The sequence below is a fragment of the Streptomyces sp. NBC_00582 genome, assembly GCF_036345155.1.
Lineage (GTDB): Bacteria > Actinomycetota > Actinomycetes > Streptomycetales > Streptomycetaceae > Streptomyces.
In genome coordinates, this window is record NZ_CP107772.1 from 7,476,315 (window position 1) to 7,492,818 (window position 16,504).

Genomic DNA, 16,504 nt, shown 5'->3' on the forward strand with positions numbered 1-16,504 from the left:
CGTCGGCCCCGCGGCTCCCGCCGGCCCCCGGGCCGCCCTCTCGGTCGCTCGGCCGGGCTTCGTTCGGTGGGCTCGTGTTTCCTGGCGCGCCACCGGTCGGTGGCTGGGGGTCTCCGGGGCCGTCGAGTTCGACGTAGGGGCGTATGCGGAGCGGATCGAAGTCCTCCGCGGCGGCCGCCTCTGCCGTGCGGGTGTCGCGGAGGGCGTCGGACGCGCGCCGGGCGCAGGTGCAGGACGGGGTGTTGTCGGGTGCGCGCAGCGCCCCGCACTGCGGGCACGGGTGCCCCTGCGGCGGCCCCGTTCGCCCCTGCCGCCCCGTCCGTTCGCTCACCTGTTCGTCCCTCCCCATGAGAACTCCAGAGTTTATGCAGATCCTCCACACGGCCGACTCGCCGAGCCCCGGAATGCCTTATTCCGTGGGGATTTCCCTCGGTGTCCCGCAGGACGCGTGGGAACTCGGGAGGCCATAACCGGTCACACCGATGACGATGGACAGTGGCACGTGAGCCCCAGGAGGTATCCATGGCGTTGGACGCGCACAGCAGGACCGCGGATCCACGTGCGGAACACGTGTCCGGAAACGTCCTCGTCTCCATCGGCGCCCTGCTGCTCGGCATGCTCCTCGCCGCCCTGGACCAGACGATCGTGTCGACGGCCCTGCCCACGATCGTCAGCGACCTGGGCGGTCTTGAGCATCTGAGCTGGGTCGTCACCGCGTATCTGCTCGCGTCGACGGCCGCGACCCCCCTCTGGGGCAAACTCGGCGACCAGTACGGCCGCAAGAAGCTCTTCCAGACCGCGATCGTGCTCTTCCTCATCGGTTCGGCGCTCTGCGGAATGGCGCAAAACATGCCCCAGTTGATCGCCTTCCGAGCGGTCCAGGGGCTGGGCGGCGGCGGGTTGATGGTGCTGTCGATGGCGATCGTCGGCGACATCGTCCCGCCCCGCGACCGCGGCCGCTACCAGGGCCTGTTCGGCGCGGTGTTCGGGACCACCAGCGTCCTCGGCCCCCTGCTCGGCGGCCTGTTCACCGAGCATCTGAGCTGGCGCTGGGTGTTCTACGTCAACCTGCCCGTCGGTGTCGTCGCCCTCGCCGTCATCGCCACCGTCCTGCGCATCCCCCGCAGGGGGACCCGGCACGTCATCGACTACCTCGGCACCCTCCTCATCGCCTCCGTCGCCACCTGCCTGGTGCTGGTCGCCTCCCTCGGCGGCACCACCTGGGACTGGGACTCGCCGCAGATCGTCGGACTCGCGGTCCTCGGCGTCGTCCTCGCCGTGGCGTTCGTCGCCGTGGAACAGCGGGCCGCCGAACCGGTCCTCCCCCTCAAGCTGTTCCGCATCCGCACCTTCACGCTCTCCGCCGTCATCAGCTTCATCGTGGGCTTCGCGATGTTCGGCGCGATGACCTATCTGCCGACCTTCCTCCAGGTCGTGCAGGGCGTCTCCCCGACCATGTCCGGAGTGCACATGCTGCCGATGGTGGCCGGCATGCTGCTGTCGTCCACCGGCTCCGGACAGATCGTCAGCCGCACCGGCCGATGGAAGGTCTTCCCCGTCACCGGCACCGCCGTCACCGCCCTCGGCCTGCTCCTGCTGCACCAGCTCGACGAGAACAGCTCCACCACCGAGATGAGCTTCTTCTTCTTCGTCTTCGGCCTGGGCCTCGGCCTGGTCATGCAGGTCCTCGTCCTCATCGTGCAGAACGCCGTCGCCTACGAGGACCTCGGCGTCGCCACCTCCGGCGCCACCTTCTTCCGCTCCATCGGCGCGTCCTTCGGCGTGGCCGTCTTCGGCACGGTCTTCGCCGGCCGCCTCGGCGACAAGCTCACCGACGCCTTCCGGGGCACCGACCTGCCCTCCGGACTCTCGGTGCACGCCCTGGAGTCCGACCCGCGCGACATCGCCGACCTGCCCTCCTCCCTCCAGCCGCAGGCCGTGCACGCGTACGCGTCCGCCATCACCGACGTCTTCCTGTACGCCGCCCCCGTCGCCGTCCTCGGTTTCGTCCTCGCCTGGTTCCTGAGGGAGGACCCGCTGCGCGGCTCGGTCACCGCGCCCGACGTGACCGAGACCCTCGCCAGCAACCCCGTCGAACGGTCCTCGTACGACGAGGTGTGCCGGGCGCTGTCCGTCCTCGGCACCCGCGAGGGCCGCCGCGAGGTCTACCGCACGATCACCGCCCGCGCCGGCCACGACCTCCTCCCGGCGGCGAGCTGGCTGCTGCTGCGGATCAAGCGGTACGGCAGCGTCGAGCCGGGCATGCTCGCCGAGCGCACCACCGTCCCGCTCCCGGTGGTCATCGAGGCGGCCCGCCAGATCGAGGAACGCCGGCTCGCCGTACGCCAGGGACTGGACCTCGTGCTCACCCCGCGGGGCCGCGAGGTCGCCGAGGACCTGGCACGGGTACGGGAGGAGTCGCTGGCGGAACTCCTCGGCGACTGGTGGGGCCCCGACCGGCCCACCGACCTCGTCCAGCTCGTCCGGGAACTCAACGACGAACTGTGCGGCTCCGACCGCGAACAACCGCGCGCGGGGCGGCCGGAGCCCGGGATCAGCTGAGCCGCTTGGTGAACCAGTGCTCGGCGTACGGGTCGTCGTTGTGCCGCCCGGTCTCCGTGTAGCCCAGCCGCGCGTACAGGGCGCGCGCCTCGACCAGGTCGCTGCGCGTGTCCAGGATCATCCGCGTGGCCCCGAGCGCACGGGCGGCGTCCTCGGCGGCCCCCACCAGCAGCGGCGCGCCGCCCTTCCCGCGCACCTCCCGTCGTACGAACACCCGCTTGAGCTCGGCGGTCGCCGCGTCCAGGAGCAGCACGCCCGCACAGCCGCCCGGCTCACCGTCGTACCGCCCGACGAGCAGCCGGCCGCCGGGCGGGGTCAGCGCCTCCCAGGTCCGGGCGGCGATCTCCCGCTCCAGCTCGTCCGGGTCGGTGCGGCGGCCCTCGTGCAGCAGGTACCAGCGGTCGCTGACCTCGGTGTAGTACTCCCGCCACAGGGCGGCGGCGACGGCCGAACCGGCGGGTTCCGGGGCGATGGTCCAGGTCATCCGCTCATTCTGCGGAGACGGTGTGCGGGGCGCGCAACCGGATATGCGTGACGCCCGGCGAGTCCAGCACCTCGGTCTTCTCCCACTCGATGTGCCGCTCCCCGAGCCCCTCGAACAGCCGCCGCCCACCGCACGCGAGCACCGGCACCACATGCAGCAGCAGCTCGTCCAGCCACCCGGCCCGGATGAACTGCTGCACCAGGTCCGCACCGCCCGCGAGCGAGACGTCCTTGTCCCCGGCGGCCTCCCGGGCCAGCTCCAGGGCGCGCTCGGGGCCCTCGGTCACGAAGTGGTAGGTGGTCCCGCCCTTCTTCACGACCGAGGCGCGCGGGTGGTGCGTGACGACGTACACCGGCGAGTGGAAGGGCGGTTCGTCGCCCCAGGGGATCTCCCCGCTGACGAACATGCCGTGGCCCATGACGACCGCGCCCAGCCGCTCGGTCCACGCCGCGAGCAGCTCGTCGACGGGCCCGCCCGCCCCGCCCTCCATCCCCTGCATCCGCCGGAACGTCCGCAGCCCGTAGACCCACGCGTGCAGCCGCTCCCCGCCGATGCCCAGGGGGTGCTCGGGCCCGGACCGCGGCCCTGCGACGTACCCGTCCAGCGACATGGCCAGCCGTGCGACGACCTCACCCATGACGACCTCCTCGCTCGCGATCCTCGTCCCTTGTCGTTCTCTGCTCTTCACACTCCTGCGTCGAACGACGGACCGCCGGATCGACACATGGGCGTGGCCGGGTTCGGAACCCGTTTGGGCGGGGGCCGGCGGGCAACCCGGGACGGGAACCGGCCCGTGGGGCCGACACACCGGAAGGCAACCATGTCCACAGGCGTGATCATCGCTTTGATCGTGGCCGCGGCGGCCATCGTCGCCGTGGCGGCGATCCTGTCCGTGCGGGCCCGCGGCGCGCACGGCGCACGGAGCCTGAAGCAGCGCTTCGGGCCCGAGTACGACCGGGCCGTGGCCCGGCACGACGGGGACGTCGAGGCGGCCGAGCGGGAACTCGGCGGGCTCGTGGAGCGGCACGGCGGGCTGCGCGAGCGGCCGCTGGAGCCCGCGGAGCGCGAGCGGTTCGAGCAGCGCTGGACGGCCGCGCAGGAGCGGTTCGTCGACTCCCCGGGGGAGGCGGTCGCCGAGGCCGACCGGCTCCTCGCCGAGGTGGCCGGAGCCCGCGGCTACCCGGACGGCACCCGCTACGAGGAACAGCTCGCCGCGCTCACCGTCCACCACGCCCGCCATGCGCACGGCTACCGGCGCGTGCACCGGGTGGCGGGGGTCCGGGCCGGTGTCGGGGGCGAGGCGGACCCGGGGGTCGCGAGCGGTGAACGGCGCAGCTCGGCACCCGGTACGGAGGACATGCGCGCCGCGATGCTCGAGGCCCGCGCCCTCTTCGACGACCTGGTGGGCTCTTCCCAGCGGGATTCGGCCCACCCCCGCGCCCAGCACCGCAGGACACCCGACGGCTCCTCCCACCGGCCGTGGGGCTTCCACCGCCACCAGACGAAGGAAGGGTGAGGCGCGATGCGTGACACGACCCAGGACTCGGAGAACCGTCGGCCCCTCACACCCATGGAGAAGGCCCAGGCGGACGCGCGCTCCCGGGCCGCCGCGGACGCCGGGACGGAGACCGGCGGCGACGAGCGCGAGGACACCGCCGACACGCGCCGGAGCGCGGCGGGACCGGTCGTGGGCGCGGCGGGCCGCCGCGGCGCGGGTACGACGGAGGGGCAGGGCGTGGCCGGCGCGTCCGGTCTCGCGGCCGGGGGAGGCGGGTCCGGCCCCCGGCCCACCACCGGGCGCGAGCGCGGCGCGGACGCCGTGGCGGGCGCCGGCGCCGAGGGTGGCGGACAGGGATCGCCGACGCACGGGTCACCGACGCACGCGTCGCCGCTGCTGGAGGACGAGACGTGCGACGAGCTCTCCTCGCGGATGCAGCGCGCCGTCGTCGGCTTCGTGGACGGCCCCCGGGACGCCGTGGCGGAGGCCGACCACGTCCTCGAGGAACTCACCGAACGCTTCACCGACGCCGTGAACCGGCACCGCCGCACTCTGCGCGGCTCCTGGCAGCCCGCGCGGCAGGACAGCGCGGCGACCGCCCCCGACACCGAGCAGCTCCGGCTGGCCCTGCGCGACTACCGCGAACTGGCGGAGCGGCTGCTACACGTGTGACCCGTCGCCCGCGGCCCCTCGGGGCCCATCCGCCGCCGCCCGGCGCTCCCGCCACTCCCGTACGACCGCTTCCACGTCGTACGGTTTCATGCCCAGCGGGGGGCCGGGCGGCGGCTTGAACATCATGTCGCGGAGCTTGACGTTGACGTCCGTGACGATCTTCCGGACGATACGCTCCGAGGGTGCGGCGTACGCCGCCGCGAGGGCGTCCTCCGCCTCCTTGCGCAGGGCGAGCGACGGAGGCAGGACCGAGAGCCCCTCACGGGCCATCTTGCCCTTGATCCACCAGAGTTCGTCGTACGAGCTGTCGGTGCCCGGCGGCAACGGCTTCCCCGCCCCCGGCAGTTGGTCGAACTCCCCACGCCGCTCGGCGTCACGGATCTGCTTGTCGACCCAGGACTCGAACGGGACACCCGGTGGCTTTCGCTCGGTCATGCCTCCATTGTGCCGGACGTGACCGGCCCGGGCGATTTATCATGCCGCCGCTGTGCAAACACTGTTCAGCCGCTTTTCCAGTCGCCACACAGCCGTCGATTCACGGCTTCACGAAGGAGCGCACGTGCTCGAACTCACCATGGCTACCGTCTCCGGGACGGAAGAGGGCGCCACGGCCGGCATGCTCATGGCCGACGCGCCCAGTGACCCGGGCGCCGTGCTGCGGGTGGGCCGGGACAAGTCCGTGTGCCGTCTCGTGACGCCCGAGGACTGGCTGTTCGTCTCCCGGGTGCACCTGGAGTTCCTGTGCGGCCCCGAGGGCACCTGGCAGGTCTCCTGGCTGCGCGGCTCGCAGGACGAGCCGTCGTCCGAAGTCCGGCTGCTCGTCGGTGAGTACGCCCAGCAGATCGCCTACGGCGGCACCGTACCGCTGCCGCGCGGCGGCTCCGGCGAGATCGTCGTCGTCGACCGCACCGGCCCGCGCAGCGTCAACGTGGGCTTCTACCACGAGATGTGATCCCGAGACGTAAGCCCTCGCCGGCCGTCGTGGGCTACGCCAGGACGCGGGCCAGCGCGAAACCGTCGTAGCCCTTCGCCCCCACCGTCTGGACCGCCGTCCCGGTCAGCCGGGGGTGGGAGCCGATCAGTTCGATGGCGGCGCGGGTGCCCCGGACGTCCCCGTCCGTGCTGCCCGCGTCGAGCACCCGCCCGCTCCGTACGACGTTGTCGACGACGATCAGACTGCCCGTGCTGGTGAGTCTGAGCGCCCACTCCAGGTAGTGGGGGTTGTTGCCCTTGTCGGCGTCGATGAAGACCAGGTCGAACGGGGGCGGGTTCTCGTCGGCCAGCCGGGGCAGCGACTCCAGGGCCGCGCCGACCCGTACCTCCACCAGCTTGTCGAGGCCCGCGCGGGCGATGTTGCGGACGGCGACCTCCGCGTGCCGGGGGTCGTACTCCAGCGAGATCAGGCGGCCGTCGGCGGGGAGGGCGCGGGCCAGCCAGATCGTGCTGTACCCGCCGAGTGTGCCGATCTCCAGGATCGTCCGCGCGCCCTGGATCTCGGCCAGCAGCTTCAGCAGCTTGCCCTGGTTCGCGGTGACGTTGATCCTGGGGAGCCCGGCGGCCTCGCTGTCGCGCAAAGCGGCCGCGGTCACCTCGTCGTCCGGGGCGAGGTGGGCCGTGAAGTAGGCGTCGACGGCCTCCCAGACCTGCGACTCGCTCATGCGCTCTGCCTCCCGTGTGCCTGCGACTGGTTAGAAAGGCTAACCACTCCTGTCAACGGACCCCGCCGTGCGCGGGTTCCCCGCCCGAGGGCCCTCCGAGGTTCCCCGTCCCGCGATTTCACCCGTTCGGCCGAGGAGTCACGGGGAGAGTGAAGGGCTTCGGCGACGCGGGGGCGCGCGGCGGCGCGAAGGGCGGACGGGGAGGGCGCGGAGGGGCGTCGGGGGGCGTGGGCGTGGGAGTGGGCGGGTGCGGTGGGGGTGGGGGTGCTTTCCGGGCCTGTTCGGCGTGCGGGGCCTGTGGGGCGTGCGCGGCCTGTGGGGCTTGCGGGGACTGCCGCTCGGCCGGACGTGCTCGGTGGGGCCGTTGCGCGGACCGTGCGTGCCGCGCCGCCGACTGGGTCGGCTGCGGCCGAGGAGGCGTGGGCGGCATGGGCGGCATGGGCGGTACGGGTGGTACCGGTGGTACGGCGTCTGCGGTGGGGCGGGGCGGTACGTCCGCTCCGGCAGGACGCGGACGTGTGGTCGGCCTCGGAGGTAAGCCGCCGCCGACGGGGCGTGCGACCGGTTCCGGCGGCACGACCGCCCCGGCCGGGCGAGCGGTCGGCATCGGGGGGACATCGGGTGTCATGGGGCGTGTCGCCGGTGCCGGAGGGGCACCGGGGGCGATGGGGCGTGTCGCCGGTGCCGGAGGGACACCGGGGGCGGTGGGACGTGCGGTGGGTTTCGGGGGGACCGCGGGGGCGGACCGCCCCGGAGCCCCTGCCGGGGCCCCGCCCGGAGCCCCTGCCGACGTACCGCTCGCAGTCTCCGCCGGTCCGCCCGTCGGTGTCTCCGCCGTAGTCCCCGCCGGTCGGCTCGTCGGTGTCTCTGCCGTAGCCCCCGTCGGTCGGCCTGTCGGTGTCTCTGCCGTGGTTCCTGCCGGTCGGCCTGTCGGCATCTCCGCCGTGGTCCCTGCCGGTGGCACCGCCGGTGGCGCCGACGGGTGGCCCGAGGCGTGGCGTGGGCCCGGCTGGGGCCCTCGGTCGGAGCGGCGCTTGCGGAGGGCGAGGGTGACGGATGCCGTGACGGTGACGGTGAGGCCGCCGATCACCGTCAGCAGCCAGGCCGGTATGCCGAGCACCCTGAGCAGCCGGTCCTCGTAGATCACCTGGCGGAACGCGGTGTCGGCGGGCGCCCGCCGCAGCACGTGGTCCCCGGAGATCGCCGAGGGGCGCGGGAAGTCCTGGGCGACAGCCGTCAGGAACGGCGTGCCCTTCGCCAGCTCCCCCAGCGGACCGCCGGTGGAGCCGCCGACGCGGCCCGCGAAGGTGACGCGGGGCCGCTCGCCGCCGATCCGGGCCGCCGGTTCCATGCGGTGCGCGGCGAGGACGTACAGGCCCAGCGACTGCGGGGTGGTCGCGAGCCGGGACAGCCGCATCGGGTAGACGGGGGCGTCGGCGGCGAAGGTGAGGTGCAGCGGCTGGAGCTCGCCGGCCAGGAAGCTCCCGGCGGTCTGCGGGGCCAGCTTGACGGCGACGTACTCCCACCGCCGTTCGACGTACGGCTTGAGGGCGGTCGCGAGGCGGGGCGGCAAGGAGAAGTCGTGGGAGCTCAGCCAGTCGTCGAGGGCGGCCGGATCGGTGGCGGTGAGCCGGGTCACGTCGAACGGCCCGAGCCGCTCGCGCCCGACCACGCCCACCTCGGCGTCGCCGCGCGGCGGAAGCGGCGGACCTCTGCGACCGCCGTCCCCCGTGGTCAGCGGCCAGTCGCCGTCCTGCGGCCAGAAGTGGGTGCGGGTGCGCTCGACGGGGGCGGTGGCGGAGGCCAGCTGGTCGAAGAGTTCCGCGTCGCCGAGCTCGACCGTCGCCCGCCGCGGGACCGGCATGATCCAGGCGGCCCGTTCGGCGTCGCCGCCGACCCGCAGGCTCATGATGATCTGTTCCCGCTCGCCGTCCCAGCGCACGACGGACACCTCCCGGCCGACCGTGAGCTGCCGTCCGTCGCCCGGGACCAGGGCACCGCAGGCGCAGGCGTACGCCGGTGCGACGAGCGACCCGAGCTGGAGCGCCAGCAGCGCCAGGAGGACGGCCACGACCCGCGCGTACGCCCGCGCCCCGGCGTCCCGGCGCGCCAGCCGCCGTCTCGCGCGCCCTCTCGGTGAACCGATCGTGCCGACCAAGCCGCCCATGTGCCGCAGCCCCTCCGTGGTCCGTCGTCGTCTCTCGCCGTCGTCCGTCGTCCGTCGTCCGTCGTCGAAGTCGTCGTCCGCCGATGCCGGTCCTTGCCCGTCGCTGTCCATCTTCGCCACGCTTTGTGGTACCTGCTCGTCCCTGTCCGCTCGTTCACGTCCCGCAGCCGTCCCGCTGCCCTCGGTGTCGTACGGGCGTACGGGCGTACGACGGTACGGCTGAAGCGGGCGTTCCGTTCGTGGGAAGTGCCGGTTCCGGCCGTGCTGTGACCCACATCGCGCCCTGCGGAGGCAACCTCACCCCCGGCGCACTATCGTCTTCCGGACAAAAGGAGGGCCGACGTCAGGTGAAGCCGGGATGGCCTGCGTCTCTCTCCGGGGGCGGTGCGAGCCACATAGGGTTCGTCCAGGGAACACCCACGTAACGGACACGTGGCAGGACGGGGCGGGAGGCCGACGAGGCGTGGCGAATGCGGAGCACAGCGGGCGACCGGCGGAGGCCTTCGGGTCGACCGCGGTCGGCACGACGAGGGCGGCACGACTGCGCGCGGCCCGTCTCGGCCTCTGGCTGCTCGCGGCGGTCCTCGCCGTACGCCAGGTGGCCGTGGTCCTCGGCACCCCGCGCGGGGAACGGCTGACGGACCTGGAGACCTGGGTGGGACCGGACGGCGTGCTGCACGTCAACGGATCGCTCTACGACTCCACGCGCTTCACCGGCACCCCGTTCGGCGGACTCGTCCTCAAGCCCCTCACCCGGGCGGCGGAACAGGCCCTCGGCTGGGGCTGGACGTTCGGCACCCTGCTCCTGGTCGTCGCCCTCGGCCTGGTGGTCGCGCGCGCCCTGCCCCAGCCGGTGAGCAGACGGACGTCCCTGCTCGCCGCACCCGTCGCGATCAGCCTGCTCATGCTGTCGCTGCCGGTGCGCAACACCCTCTGGCTCGGCCAGACCAGCATCATCCCGGTGCTGCTGGTGCTGCTCGGCTGTTTCGTCGTCCGGGGCCAGAAGGCGGGCGGCGCGCTGATCGGCCTGGCCGCCGCCCTGCAGCCCACGGTCCTGCTCTTCGCCGCGCTGCTGTGGTTCACCGGCCGCCGCCGTGCCGCCGCCGCGACCGGCGCGACGTTCGCCGGAGTCACCGCGCTCGCCTGGGCGGCGATGCCGCACGACTCGTACACCTACTGGGTGCACCACATGGCGGGGGTCGGCCTCGGAGGCAAGGCGGACGCCCTCGCCAACCAGTCCCTGCACGGCGCCCTGCTGCGCCTCGGGCTCACCGGCCCGCTGGAGATCGGCCTGTTCCTGGCGGTCGGCGCGGCCGTCGCCGTCCTCGGTGTGCGCCGGGCGGTCCGCTACGCCCGGGACGGCCAGCTCCTCCTCGCCGTGGCCCTCACCGGCTGCGCGGCGATCGCGGTCTCCCCGACGACCTGGCAGCACCAGCTCCTGTGGGTCCTGCTGGCGGTGGTCGGCCGGGTCGGCAGACGCGCCTCGGACCGTTACGTCTGGCCGGTCGCCGTCGTCCTCGTCATGACCCTCCCGGCGAAGATGATGCTGCCGAACATGCCGGCGCTGTACCCGCTGCGGGACAACGCCGTCCTGCTGGCGGCCATCGCCGCGGCGACGGTCGTCCCGTTCCTCCCGCGCACCTCCCCCCACTACCACGCCCCGATCCCCACGGAGTACGCGGAGCCGGTCCCCGCCCGCCTGCGCCACGTCCCCCTGCTGCCGTTCCTGCGACGCGTCCTGACCCGCCCGAACCTCCTCCTGGAACTGCTCCTCATCCGCGTCACCTACGCGGCGTACCAGCAGGTCCGCCTCGCCGCGACGGGAGGCTCGAACTCGGCCGGCCGCGTCCGCGCGGAGGCCCACGGCCAGGAGATCCTCGACCTCGAACGCTTCCTGCACATCGACATCGAGCACACGGTCAACCACTGGGTCGTCGGCGTCGAATGGCTCCGCGACTTCTTCGACTTCTACTACGAGTCGTTCCACTTCGTGGTCCCGCTGACGGTCCTCGCGGTCCTGTACTGGCGCCGCCCGGTCGACTACCGCTGGGCCCGCTCCTCCCTGGGCTTCGCGACCCTCCTCGCGCTGGTCGGCTTCTGGCTCTACCCCCTGGCCCCGCCCCGCCTGATGCCGGCCCTCAACATCATCGACACGGTCCACGGCGTCCAGGACTTCTCCAAGCCCGACTACGGCACCCTCACCGCCCTGACCAACCAGTACGCGGCGATGCCGTCCCTCCACTTCGGCTGGTCCCTGTGGTGCGGCCTGGTCATCGCGATCGTCGCCCCGCGGTGGTGGATGAAGGCCCTCGGACTCCTCCACCCCTTCTTCACGGTCTCCGCGATCGTCGCGACGGGCAATCACTGGGTCCTGGACGCGGCGGGCGGCGCGGTCGTCGTCCTGGCGGGCTTCGGCCTCTCGTACGCCCTGATGGGCCCCCGCGCCCGCTCGGTGAAACTCCCGGAACGCACGGACCCGGTCCCGGCGACGAAGGAGCCGACCCCGAGCGGCTGAGACCGAACCGTCGGCACCCGGCCCGCTCCCCGGAGCGGGCCGGTGGGGCATGCTGCAGAGGGGAGTGGGACGACCGAGGGGGACGGCCGCATGACATCGACGCGACGCATCGCCTCTGCATGGCCCCTGCTCCTCGCGCTCGCCGCGCTCACCGGCACCGGCTGCACCCGCTTCCCCCCTCCGACCCGATCCCCCCGTCCCTGGGCATCCGCCCGGAAGGCGACTCTCTTGGCACTCTCTGGACGGGAGAGGGCTTCGCCCACCACGCCGCCCACCCGGCCGCGTCCTTTGTCCCGCCCCACATCGGCGTGGCCCACGAGGACCCGACGGGCGACGGCCGCGACGGCGTCTTCACGGTCCGGACGATCGAGCAGGCGACGTTGGGGCCGGGCGAATACTGGGCGGGCGACGGCCCCATGACGACGGATCAGATCGACGATCAGCTCGATTGCGGGGAGTGACGTGAAGGTCTTCATCGACGGCGCGAGCATTCGGTCCGAGGGTGACCTTCACCGATTCCTGTCGCACGCCCTGGATTTCGGCCCCTACTACGGGGCCAATCCGAGCGCCCTCTGGGATCGGTTGTCGACGGATGTGGAGCGGCCGGTCGACATCGTGTGGAAGAACTCGTCGGCGAGCAGAGCGGCCCTCGGTGAGGAGACGTTCGAGAGGATTCGCGCCCTCCTGCTGCGAGTTCAGGCGCAGGACGACTCGTACGGCTTCGGCGATCGTTTCTCGGTGACGTTCGCGTAGAAAGGTGTTCGTCGCCCCCGGCGGCTTCAAGGACCCGGCGGGCCCGGTCGTCGTGATCGAGCCCGCCGTGTTCTCGGCCCTTCTCGCCCGGACTACAGCCGCTGAATGATCGTCCCCGTCGCCAGCGCACCCCCCGCGCACATGGTGATGAGCGCGAACTCCTTGTCCGTGCGCTCCAGTTCGTGGAGGGCCGTGGTGATCAGGCGGGCGCCCGTCGATCCGACGGGGTGACCGAGGGCGATCGCGCCGCCGTTGACGTTGACCTTGTCGAGGCTCTGGTCGAAGACCTTCGCCCAGGACAACACCACTGACGCGAAGGCCTCGTTGATCTCGATCAGGTCGATGTCCTTGAGGGACATGCCCGCCTTGCCGAGGACCGCTCGCGTTGCGTCGATGGGCCCGTCCAGGTGGAAGTGCGGGTCCGCGCCGACCAGGGTCTGGGCGATGATGCGGGCCCTCGGCTTCAGTTTGAGGGCCCTCGCCATCCGTTTCGACGCCCACATGATGGCCGCCGCTCCATCGCTGATCTGGGAGGAGTTGCCGGCGGTGTGGACGGCCGTCGGCATGATGGGTTTGAGGCCCGCCAGTGCCTCCGCCGTCGTGTCCCGCAGGCCCTCGTCCCGGTCGACCAGGCGCCACATGCCCTGGCCCGCCGCCTGTTCCTCCTCCGTCGTGGGGACCTGGACCGCGAACGTCTCCTTCTTGAAGCGTTCCTCCGACCAGGCCACAGCGGCGCGTTGCTGCGACAGCAGGCCGAGCCGGTCGACGTCCTCCCGCGTCAGGCCCCGGTTGCGCGCGATGCGCTCCGCCGCCTCGAACTGGTTCGGCAGGTCTACGTTCCACTCCTCCGGGAACGGCTTTCCCGGGCCGTGCTTCGAGCCCGAGCCGAGCGGGACCCGGGACATCGCCTCCACGCCGCACGAGATACCGACGTCGATGACTCCCGCCGCGATCATGTTCGCCGTCATGTGCGACGCCTGCTGTGAGGAGCCGCACTGGCAGTCGACCGTCGTCGCCGGGGTCTCGTAGGGAAGGCCCATCGTCAGCCAGGCCGTGCGGGCCGGGTTCATGGACTGTTCGCCGGCGTGGGTCACCGTGCCGCCGACGATCTGTTCGACCGCGTCGGCGGGGATGCCGGTGCGGCCGAGGAGTTCGCGGTAGGTCTCGCCCAGGAGGTAGGCGGGGTGAAGGTTGGCCAGCGCGCCGCCGCGCTTGCCGATGGGTGTGCGGACTGCTTCCACGATCACGGGTTCGGCGGCCATGGGTGCGGATCCTCCTCCGAGGAACTAGTACGTGTTCTAGTTCTTCCGAGCAGTCTGCGGACGTGATGTGCGTCACCGCAAGGGTCTTGCAGCCTTCAGTGGTCTGAACTACCGTCGCGGCAATCTATTTCTGATGAACCGTCAGAAAAGCTGCCCTCTGGCTGGAGCTGCCGATGCCCTGTCCAGCGCTTCCCGACGGGTTCGACTTCACCGACCCCGACCTGCTGCATCACCGTGTGCCCCTGCCGGAGTTCGCCGAGCTGCGGCGCGCGGAACCGGTCCGCTGGATCCCGCAGTCGGGCAATGCCGCCGGCTTCCAGGACGAGGGGTACTGGGCCGTCACCCGGCACGCGGACGTGAAGTACGTGTCCACGCACCCCGAGATCTTCTCCTCCTATCTCAACACCGCGATCATCCGCTTCAACGAGCACATCTCGCGGGATTCCATCGACGCCCAGCGGTTCATCATGCTCAACATGGATCCGCCGGAGCACACGCGGGTACGGCAGATCGTGCAACGCGGGTTCACCCCCCGTGCCATCCGGGGGCTGGAGGAGCGGCTGCGGCAGCGGGCCCGGGACATCGCCGCCGGGGCCGGCGCGCACGACGGCCCCTTCGACTTCGTCACCTCCGTCGCCTGTGAGCTGCCCCTGCAGGCCATCGCCGAGCTGATCGGCATCCCCCAGGACGACCGGGCCAAGATCTTCGAGTGGTCCAACAAGATGATCGCGTACGACGATCCCGAGTACGCCATCACCGCCGAGGTGGGCCAGCAGTCCGCCGCCGAGCTGATCTCGTACGCCATGAACATGGCCGCCGAGCGCAAGCGGTGCCCCGCCCATGACATCGTGTCGACGCTCGTGGCCGCCGAGGACGAGGGGAATCTGAACTCCGACGAGTTCGGGTTCTTCGTGCTCATGCTGGCGGTCGCGGGGAACGAGACCACGCGCAACGCCATCACGCACGGGATGCACGCCTTCCTCACCCATCCCGAGCAGTGGGAGCTCTTCAAGGAGCGCCGGCCGGGGACCGCCGCCGAGGAGATCGTGCGGTGGGCCACGCCCGTCGTCTCCTTCCAGCGGACCGCCACCCAGGACACCGAGCTCGGCGGCAAGCAGATCAGGAAGGGCGACCGGGTCGGGATCTTCTACGCCTCCGCCAACCACGATCCCGAGGTGTTCGACCGGCCCGACACGTTCGATGTGCTGAGGGATCCCAATCCCCATCTGGGGTTCGGGGGCGGGGGGCCGCACTTCTGTCTCGGCAAGTCGCTCGCCGTGCTGGAGATCGAGCTGATCTTCAACGCCGTGGCCGACGCCCTGCCGGGGCTCAGGCTCGTCGAGGATCCGCGCCGGCTGCGGTCGGCCTGGATCAACGGGGTGAAGGAGCTGCGCGTCAGCGCCGGGTGACCCGGTCCAGGAAGTCCGCGACGAGCGGTGCGATCTCCGGCAGGTGGGTTTCGAGCGCGAAGTGCCCGGTGTCGTACAGGCGCAGTTCGGCGTCGGGCAGGTCGCGCAGATAGGCGCGGGCCCCGGACTCGCGGAAGAACGGGTCGCCGACCCCCCAGGCGATCAGGGTGGGCGGGGTGTGCTTGCGCAGCCATGCCTGCCAGCGGTCGTACCGCTCGACGTTGGAGTGGTAGTCGAAGAGCAGGGCGCCCTGGGCCTCCTTGCGGCCCGGGAGGTCCAGGAAGTGCTGGTCGAGGGTCCAGCTCTCCGGGGCGATCAGCTCGGGGTCGCCGACGCCGGTCTCGTACTGGCCGCGGGTGGCGGCCAGAGTGAGCAGGTTCCCCACGGCGTCCTGGGCGCCGGGGGCGCCGGGGGTCAGGGCGATCAGGTCGCGGGCCGCGTCCGAGAGGCCCTCCTCGTAGGCGTTGCCGTTCTGCACGACCAGACCGGCGATCCAGTCCGGGTGGCGTTCGGCGATCCGGAAGCCGACCGGGGCGCCGAAGTCGAAGACGTACATCACGAACCGGTCGATGCCGAGGCGCCGCAGGAAGCCCTCGGTGATGTCGGCGAGCCGGTCGAAGGAGTACGTGAAGTCCTCGGGGGCCTCGGTGTGGCCGAAGCCGGGGTAGTCCGGGGCGATCAGACGGTAGCGCCCGCCGAGTACGTCGATCAGCCGGCGGAACTGGTGGGAGGCGGACGGGAAGCCGTGCAGCAGGAGCAGCGTGGGGGCGTCGGGGACGTCGGGGAGGGATTCCCGGTAGAAGACGCGGACCCCGTCGACGTCGAGGTGGCGGTGGAGGGTGCGGGCGGGAGAGGCGAGCATTGCTAATCCTTCCGTTGCCGTTTCATGCATTAGGTGTGACAAGGGGACCGTACCGTCGGATCGACTAACGGGTCAACAGATCGATGTAGCATTAGCGGTATGAGTGATCTCGTGCCCCTCACCGGTGAGCCGCCGGCGCTGGACCTGGTCAACACCCTCACCGCCGCGGGTGATCTGCTCGCGAGCCCGCGCGACCTGCTGGCCTGGTGGGAGCTGGAGGCCGGCCGGCTCCCGGAGGCGGTGCCGGCGGAGGCGGGCGCCGAGGACCTGACCGCCGTGCGGGCCGTACGGGAGCATCTGGCCCGGGCCCTGGACCACGTCCGGCGGGGGGAGCGACCCCCGTCCGCCGACCTGGAGGCGCTCAACCGGGCGCAACGAGCCGCGCCCGCGATCGACGAAGTGGTGTGGGAGGGGGAAGCGGTGGTCGTCGCGCGCCGCCGCGACGGCTCACCGGGCGTGCGGCTGGCCGCCTGCCTCGCCGAGGACGCCGCGCGTCTGCTGGCCGATCCGGCCGTCACCGGGATCCGGACGTGCGAGGCCGACGACTGCGTGATGCTCTTCCTGCCCACCCATCCGCGCCGCCGCTGGTGCTCGGCCGCCCGCTGCGGCAACCGGGCCCGGGTCGCCCGCCACTATCAGCGGCACAAGGCCCGGTAGCAGCC

General features: G+C 72.2%; 16 protein-coding genes and 1 pseudogene. 9 read left to right on the forward strand and 8 right to left on the reverse strand.

The window, feature by feature from the left end; genetic code table 11:
- Positions 1-103: 103 nt before the first annotated feature.
- Positions 104-349: pseudogene (locus OG852_RS33860) on the reverse strand (peptidoglycan-binding domain-containing protein); the annotation flags it as partial.
- A gap of 173 nt (positions 350-522) precedes the next feature.
- On the opposite strand from OG852_RS33860, the gene OG852_RS33865 reads away from it, so the two are divergent.
- The gene (locus OG852_RS33865; protein WP_133909793.1) at positions 523-2,562 is read left to right on the forward strand and encodes an MDR family MFS transporter; all 2,040 of its coding nucleotides are present in this window, start codon (positions 523-525) and stop codon (positions 2,560-2,562) included.
- Here OG852_RS33865 and OG852_RS33870 read toward each other — a convergent pair.
- Together OG852_RS33870 and OG852_RS33875 are read right to left on the reverse strand one after the other, a co-directional pair.
- Complete coding sequence (locus OG852_RS33870) at positions 2,555-3,046, reverse strand: GNAT family N-acetyltransferase (protein WP_133909794.1); 492 nt, start codon at positions 3,044-3,046, stop codon at positions 2,555-2,557. The genes OG852_RS33865 and OG852_RS33870 overlap by 8 nt on opposite strands.
- 4 nt (positions 3,047-3,050) lie before the next feature.
- Entirely contained in the window at positions 3,051-3,683 is a 633-nt protein-coding gene (locus OG852_RS33875) for a dihydrofolate reductase family protein (protein WP_133909795.1), read from the reverse strand.
- 183 nt (positions 3,684-3,866) lie between these two features.
- On the opposite strand from OG852_RS33875, the gene OG852_RS33880 reads away from it, so the two are divergent.
- Complete coding sequence (locus OG852_RS33880; RefSeq protein WP_133909796.1) at positions 3,867-4,562, forward strand: hypothetical protein; 696 nt, start codon at positions 3,867-3,869, stop codon at positions 4,560-4,562.
- Between the two features lie 6 nt (positions 4,563-4,568).
- Entirely contained in the window at positions 4,569-5,216 is a 648-nt protein-coding gene (locus OG852_RS33885; protein ID WP_330349922.1) for a hypothetical protein, read from the forward strand.
- Here the strand turns inward: OG852_RS33885 and OG852_RS33890 are convergent.
- Complete coding sequence (locus tag OG852_RS33890) at positions 5,205-5,651, reverse strand: J-domain-containing protein (protein WP_133909797.1); 447 nt, start codon at positions 5,649-5,651, stop codon at positions 5,205-5,207. The two genes, OG852_RS33885 and OG852_RS33890, sit on opposite strands and share 12 nt — an antisense overlap.
- A gap of 124 nt (positions 5,652-5,775) precedes the next feature.
- On the opposite strand from OG852_RS33890, the gene OG852_RS33895 reads away from it, so the two are divergent.
- Positions 5,776-6,168: a hypothetical protein gene (locus OG852_RS33895; RefSeq protein ID WP_133909798.1), complete on the forward strand. Its 393-nt coding sequence runs from the start codon at positions 5,776-5,778 to the stop codon at positions 6,166-6,168.
- 34 nt (positions 6,169-6,202) lie between these two features.
- On the opposite strand, the gene OG852_RS33900 is transcribed toward OG852_RS33895, so the two are convergent.
- Both OG852_RS33900 and OG852_RS33905 read right to left on the reverse strand, forming a co-directional pair.
- On the reverse strand, positions 6,203-6,874 hold the full coding sequence (locus tag OG852_RS33900) for an O-methyltransferase (RefSeq protein ID WP_330349923.1): 672 nt from the start codon (positions 6,872-6,874) through the stop codon (positions 6,203-6,205).
- 118 nt (positions 6,875-6,992) lie between these two features.
- The gene (locus OG852_RS33905; protein WP_330351542.1) at positions 6,993-9,152 is read right to left on the reverse strand and encodes a DUF2330 domain-containing protein; all 2,160 of its coding nucleotides are present in this window, start codon (positions 9,150-9,152) and stop codon (positions 6,993-6,995) included.
- A 352-nt stretch (positions 9,153-9,504) separates the two neighbouring features.
- On the opposite strand from OG852_RS33905, the gene OG852_RS33910 reads away from it, so the two are divergent.
- The 3 genes from OG852_RS33910 (at position 9,505) to OG852_RS33920 (ending at position 12,309) form a co-directional block, all read left to right on the forward strand.
- The gene (locus OG852_RS33910; protein WP_330349924.1) at positions 9,505-11,556 is read left to right on the forward strand and encodes a bifunctional glycosyltransferase 87/phosphatase PAP2 family protein; all 2,052 of its coding nucleotides are present in this window, start codon (positions 9,505-9,507) and stop codon (positions 11,554-11,556) included.
- Positions 11,557-11,864: 308 nt separating this feature from the next.
- Entirely contained in the window at positions 11,865-12,017 is a 153-nt protein-coding gene (locus OG852_RS33915; RefSeq protein ID WP_330349925.1) for a hypothetical protein, read from the forward strand.
- Position 12,018: 1 nt separating this feature from the next.
- Positions 12,019-12,309 carry a barstar family protein gene (locus OG852_RS33920; protein WP_330349926.1) on the forward strand — a complete coding sequence of 97 codons (291 nt, stop codon included), beginning with the start codon at positions 12,019-12,021 and terminating at the stop codon, positions 12,307-12,309.
- 92 nt (positions 12,310-12,401) lie between these two features.
- On the opposite strand, the gene OG852_RS33925 is transcribed toward OG852_RS33920, so the two are convergent.
- The gene (locus OG852_RS33925; RefSeq protein WP_330349927.1) at positions 12,402-13,571 is read right to left on the reverse strand and encodes a steroid 3-ketoacyl-CoA thiolase; all 1,170 of its coding nucleotides are present in this window, start codon (positions 13,569-13,571) and stop codon (positions 12,402-12,404) included.
- Between the two features lie 173 nt (positions 13,572-13,744).
- Between OG852_RS33925 and OG852_RS33930 the strand changes: the two genes are divergently transcribed.
- The gene (locus OG852_RS33930; RefSeq protein WP_133909802.1) at positions 13,745-14,980 is read left to right on the forward strand and encodes a cytochrome P450; all 1,236 of its coding nucleotides are present in this window, start codon (positions 13,745-13,747) and stop codon (positions 14,978-14,980) included.
- On the opposite strand, the gene OG852_RS33935 is transcribed toward OG852_RS33930, so the two are convergent.
- The gene (locus OG852_RS33935) at positions 14,967-15,842 is read right to left on the reverse strand and encodes an alpha/beta fold hydrolase (RefSeq protein ID WP_133909803.1); all 876 of its coding nucleotides are present in this window, start codon (positions 15,840-15,842) and stop codon (positions 14,967-14,969) included. The two genes, OG852_RS33930 and OG852_RS33935, sit on opposite strands and share 14 nt — an antisense overlap.
- Positions 15,843-15,941: 99 nt before the next feature.
- On the opposite strand from OG852_RS33935, the gene OG852_RS33940 reads away from it, so the two are divergent.
- Positions 15,942-16,499, forward strand: coding sequence for a CGNR zinc finger domain-containing protein (locus OG852_RS33940; RefSeq protein WP_133909804.1), 558 nt, complete (start codon positions 15,942-15,944; stop codon positions 16,497-16,499).
- Positions 16,500-16,504: the final 5 nt, after the last annotated feature.

What these genes read in the sequence shown, in the direction of transcription:
- OG852_RS33865 (WP_133909793.1), top strand. Translation starts at nt 523, where the DNA reads ATGGCGTTGGACGCGCACAGCAGGACCGCGGATCCACGTGCGGAACAC.
- OG852_RS33870 (WP_133909794.1), bottom strand. Translation starts at nt 3,046, where the DNA reads ATGACCTGGACCATCGCCCCGGAACCCGCCGGTTCGGCCGTCGCCGCC.
- OG852_RS33875 (WP_133909795.1), bottom strand. Translation starts at nt 3,683, where the DNA reads ATGGGTGAGGTCGTCGCACGGCTGGCCATGTCGCTGGACGGGTACGTC.
- OG852_RS33880 (WP_133909796.1), top strand. Translation starts at nt 3,867, where the DNA reads ATGTCCACAGGCGTGATCATCGCTTTGATCGTGGCCGCGGCGGCCATC.
- OG852_RS33885 (WP_330349922.1), top strand. Translation starts at nt 4,569, where the DNA reads ATGCGTGACACGACCCAGGACTCGGAGAACCGTCGGCCCCTCACACCC.
- OG852_RS33890 (WP_133909797.1), bottom strand. Translation starts at nt 5,651, where the DNA reads ATGACCGAGCGAAAGCCACCGGGTGTCCCGTTCGAGTCCTGGGTCGAC.
- OG852_RS33900 (WP_330349923.1), bottom strand. Translation starts at nt 6,874, where the DNA reads ATGAGCGAGTCGCAGGTCTGGGAGGCCGTCGACGCCTACTTCACGGCC.
- OG852_RS33905 (WP_330351542.1), bottom strand. Translation starts at nt 9,152, where the DNA reads ATGGACAGCGACGGGCAAGGACCGGCATCGGCGGACGACGACTTCGAC.
- OG852_RS33925 (WP_330349927.1), bottom strand. Translation starts at nt 13,571, where the DNA reads ATGGCCGCCGAACCCGTGATCGTGGAAGCAGTCCGCACACCCATCGGC.
- OG852_RS33930 (WP_133909802.1), top strand. Translation starts at nt 13,745, where the DNA reads ATGCCCTGTCCAGCGCTTCCCGACGGGTTCGACTTCACCGACCCCGAC.
- OG852_RS33935 (WP_133909803.1), bottom strand. Translation starts at nt 15,842, where the DNA reads ATGCTCGCCTCTCCCGCCCGCACCCTCCACCGCCACCTCGACGTCGAC.
- OG852_RS33940 (WP_133909804.1), top strand. Translation starts at nt 15,942, where the DNA reads ATGAGTGATCTCGTGCCCCTCACCGGTGAGCCGCCGGCGCTGGACCTG.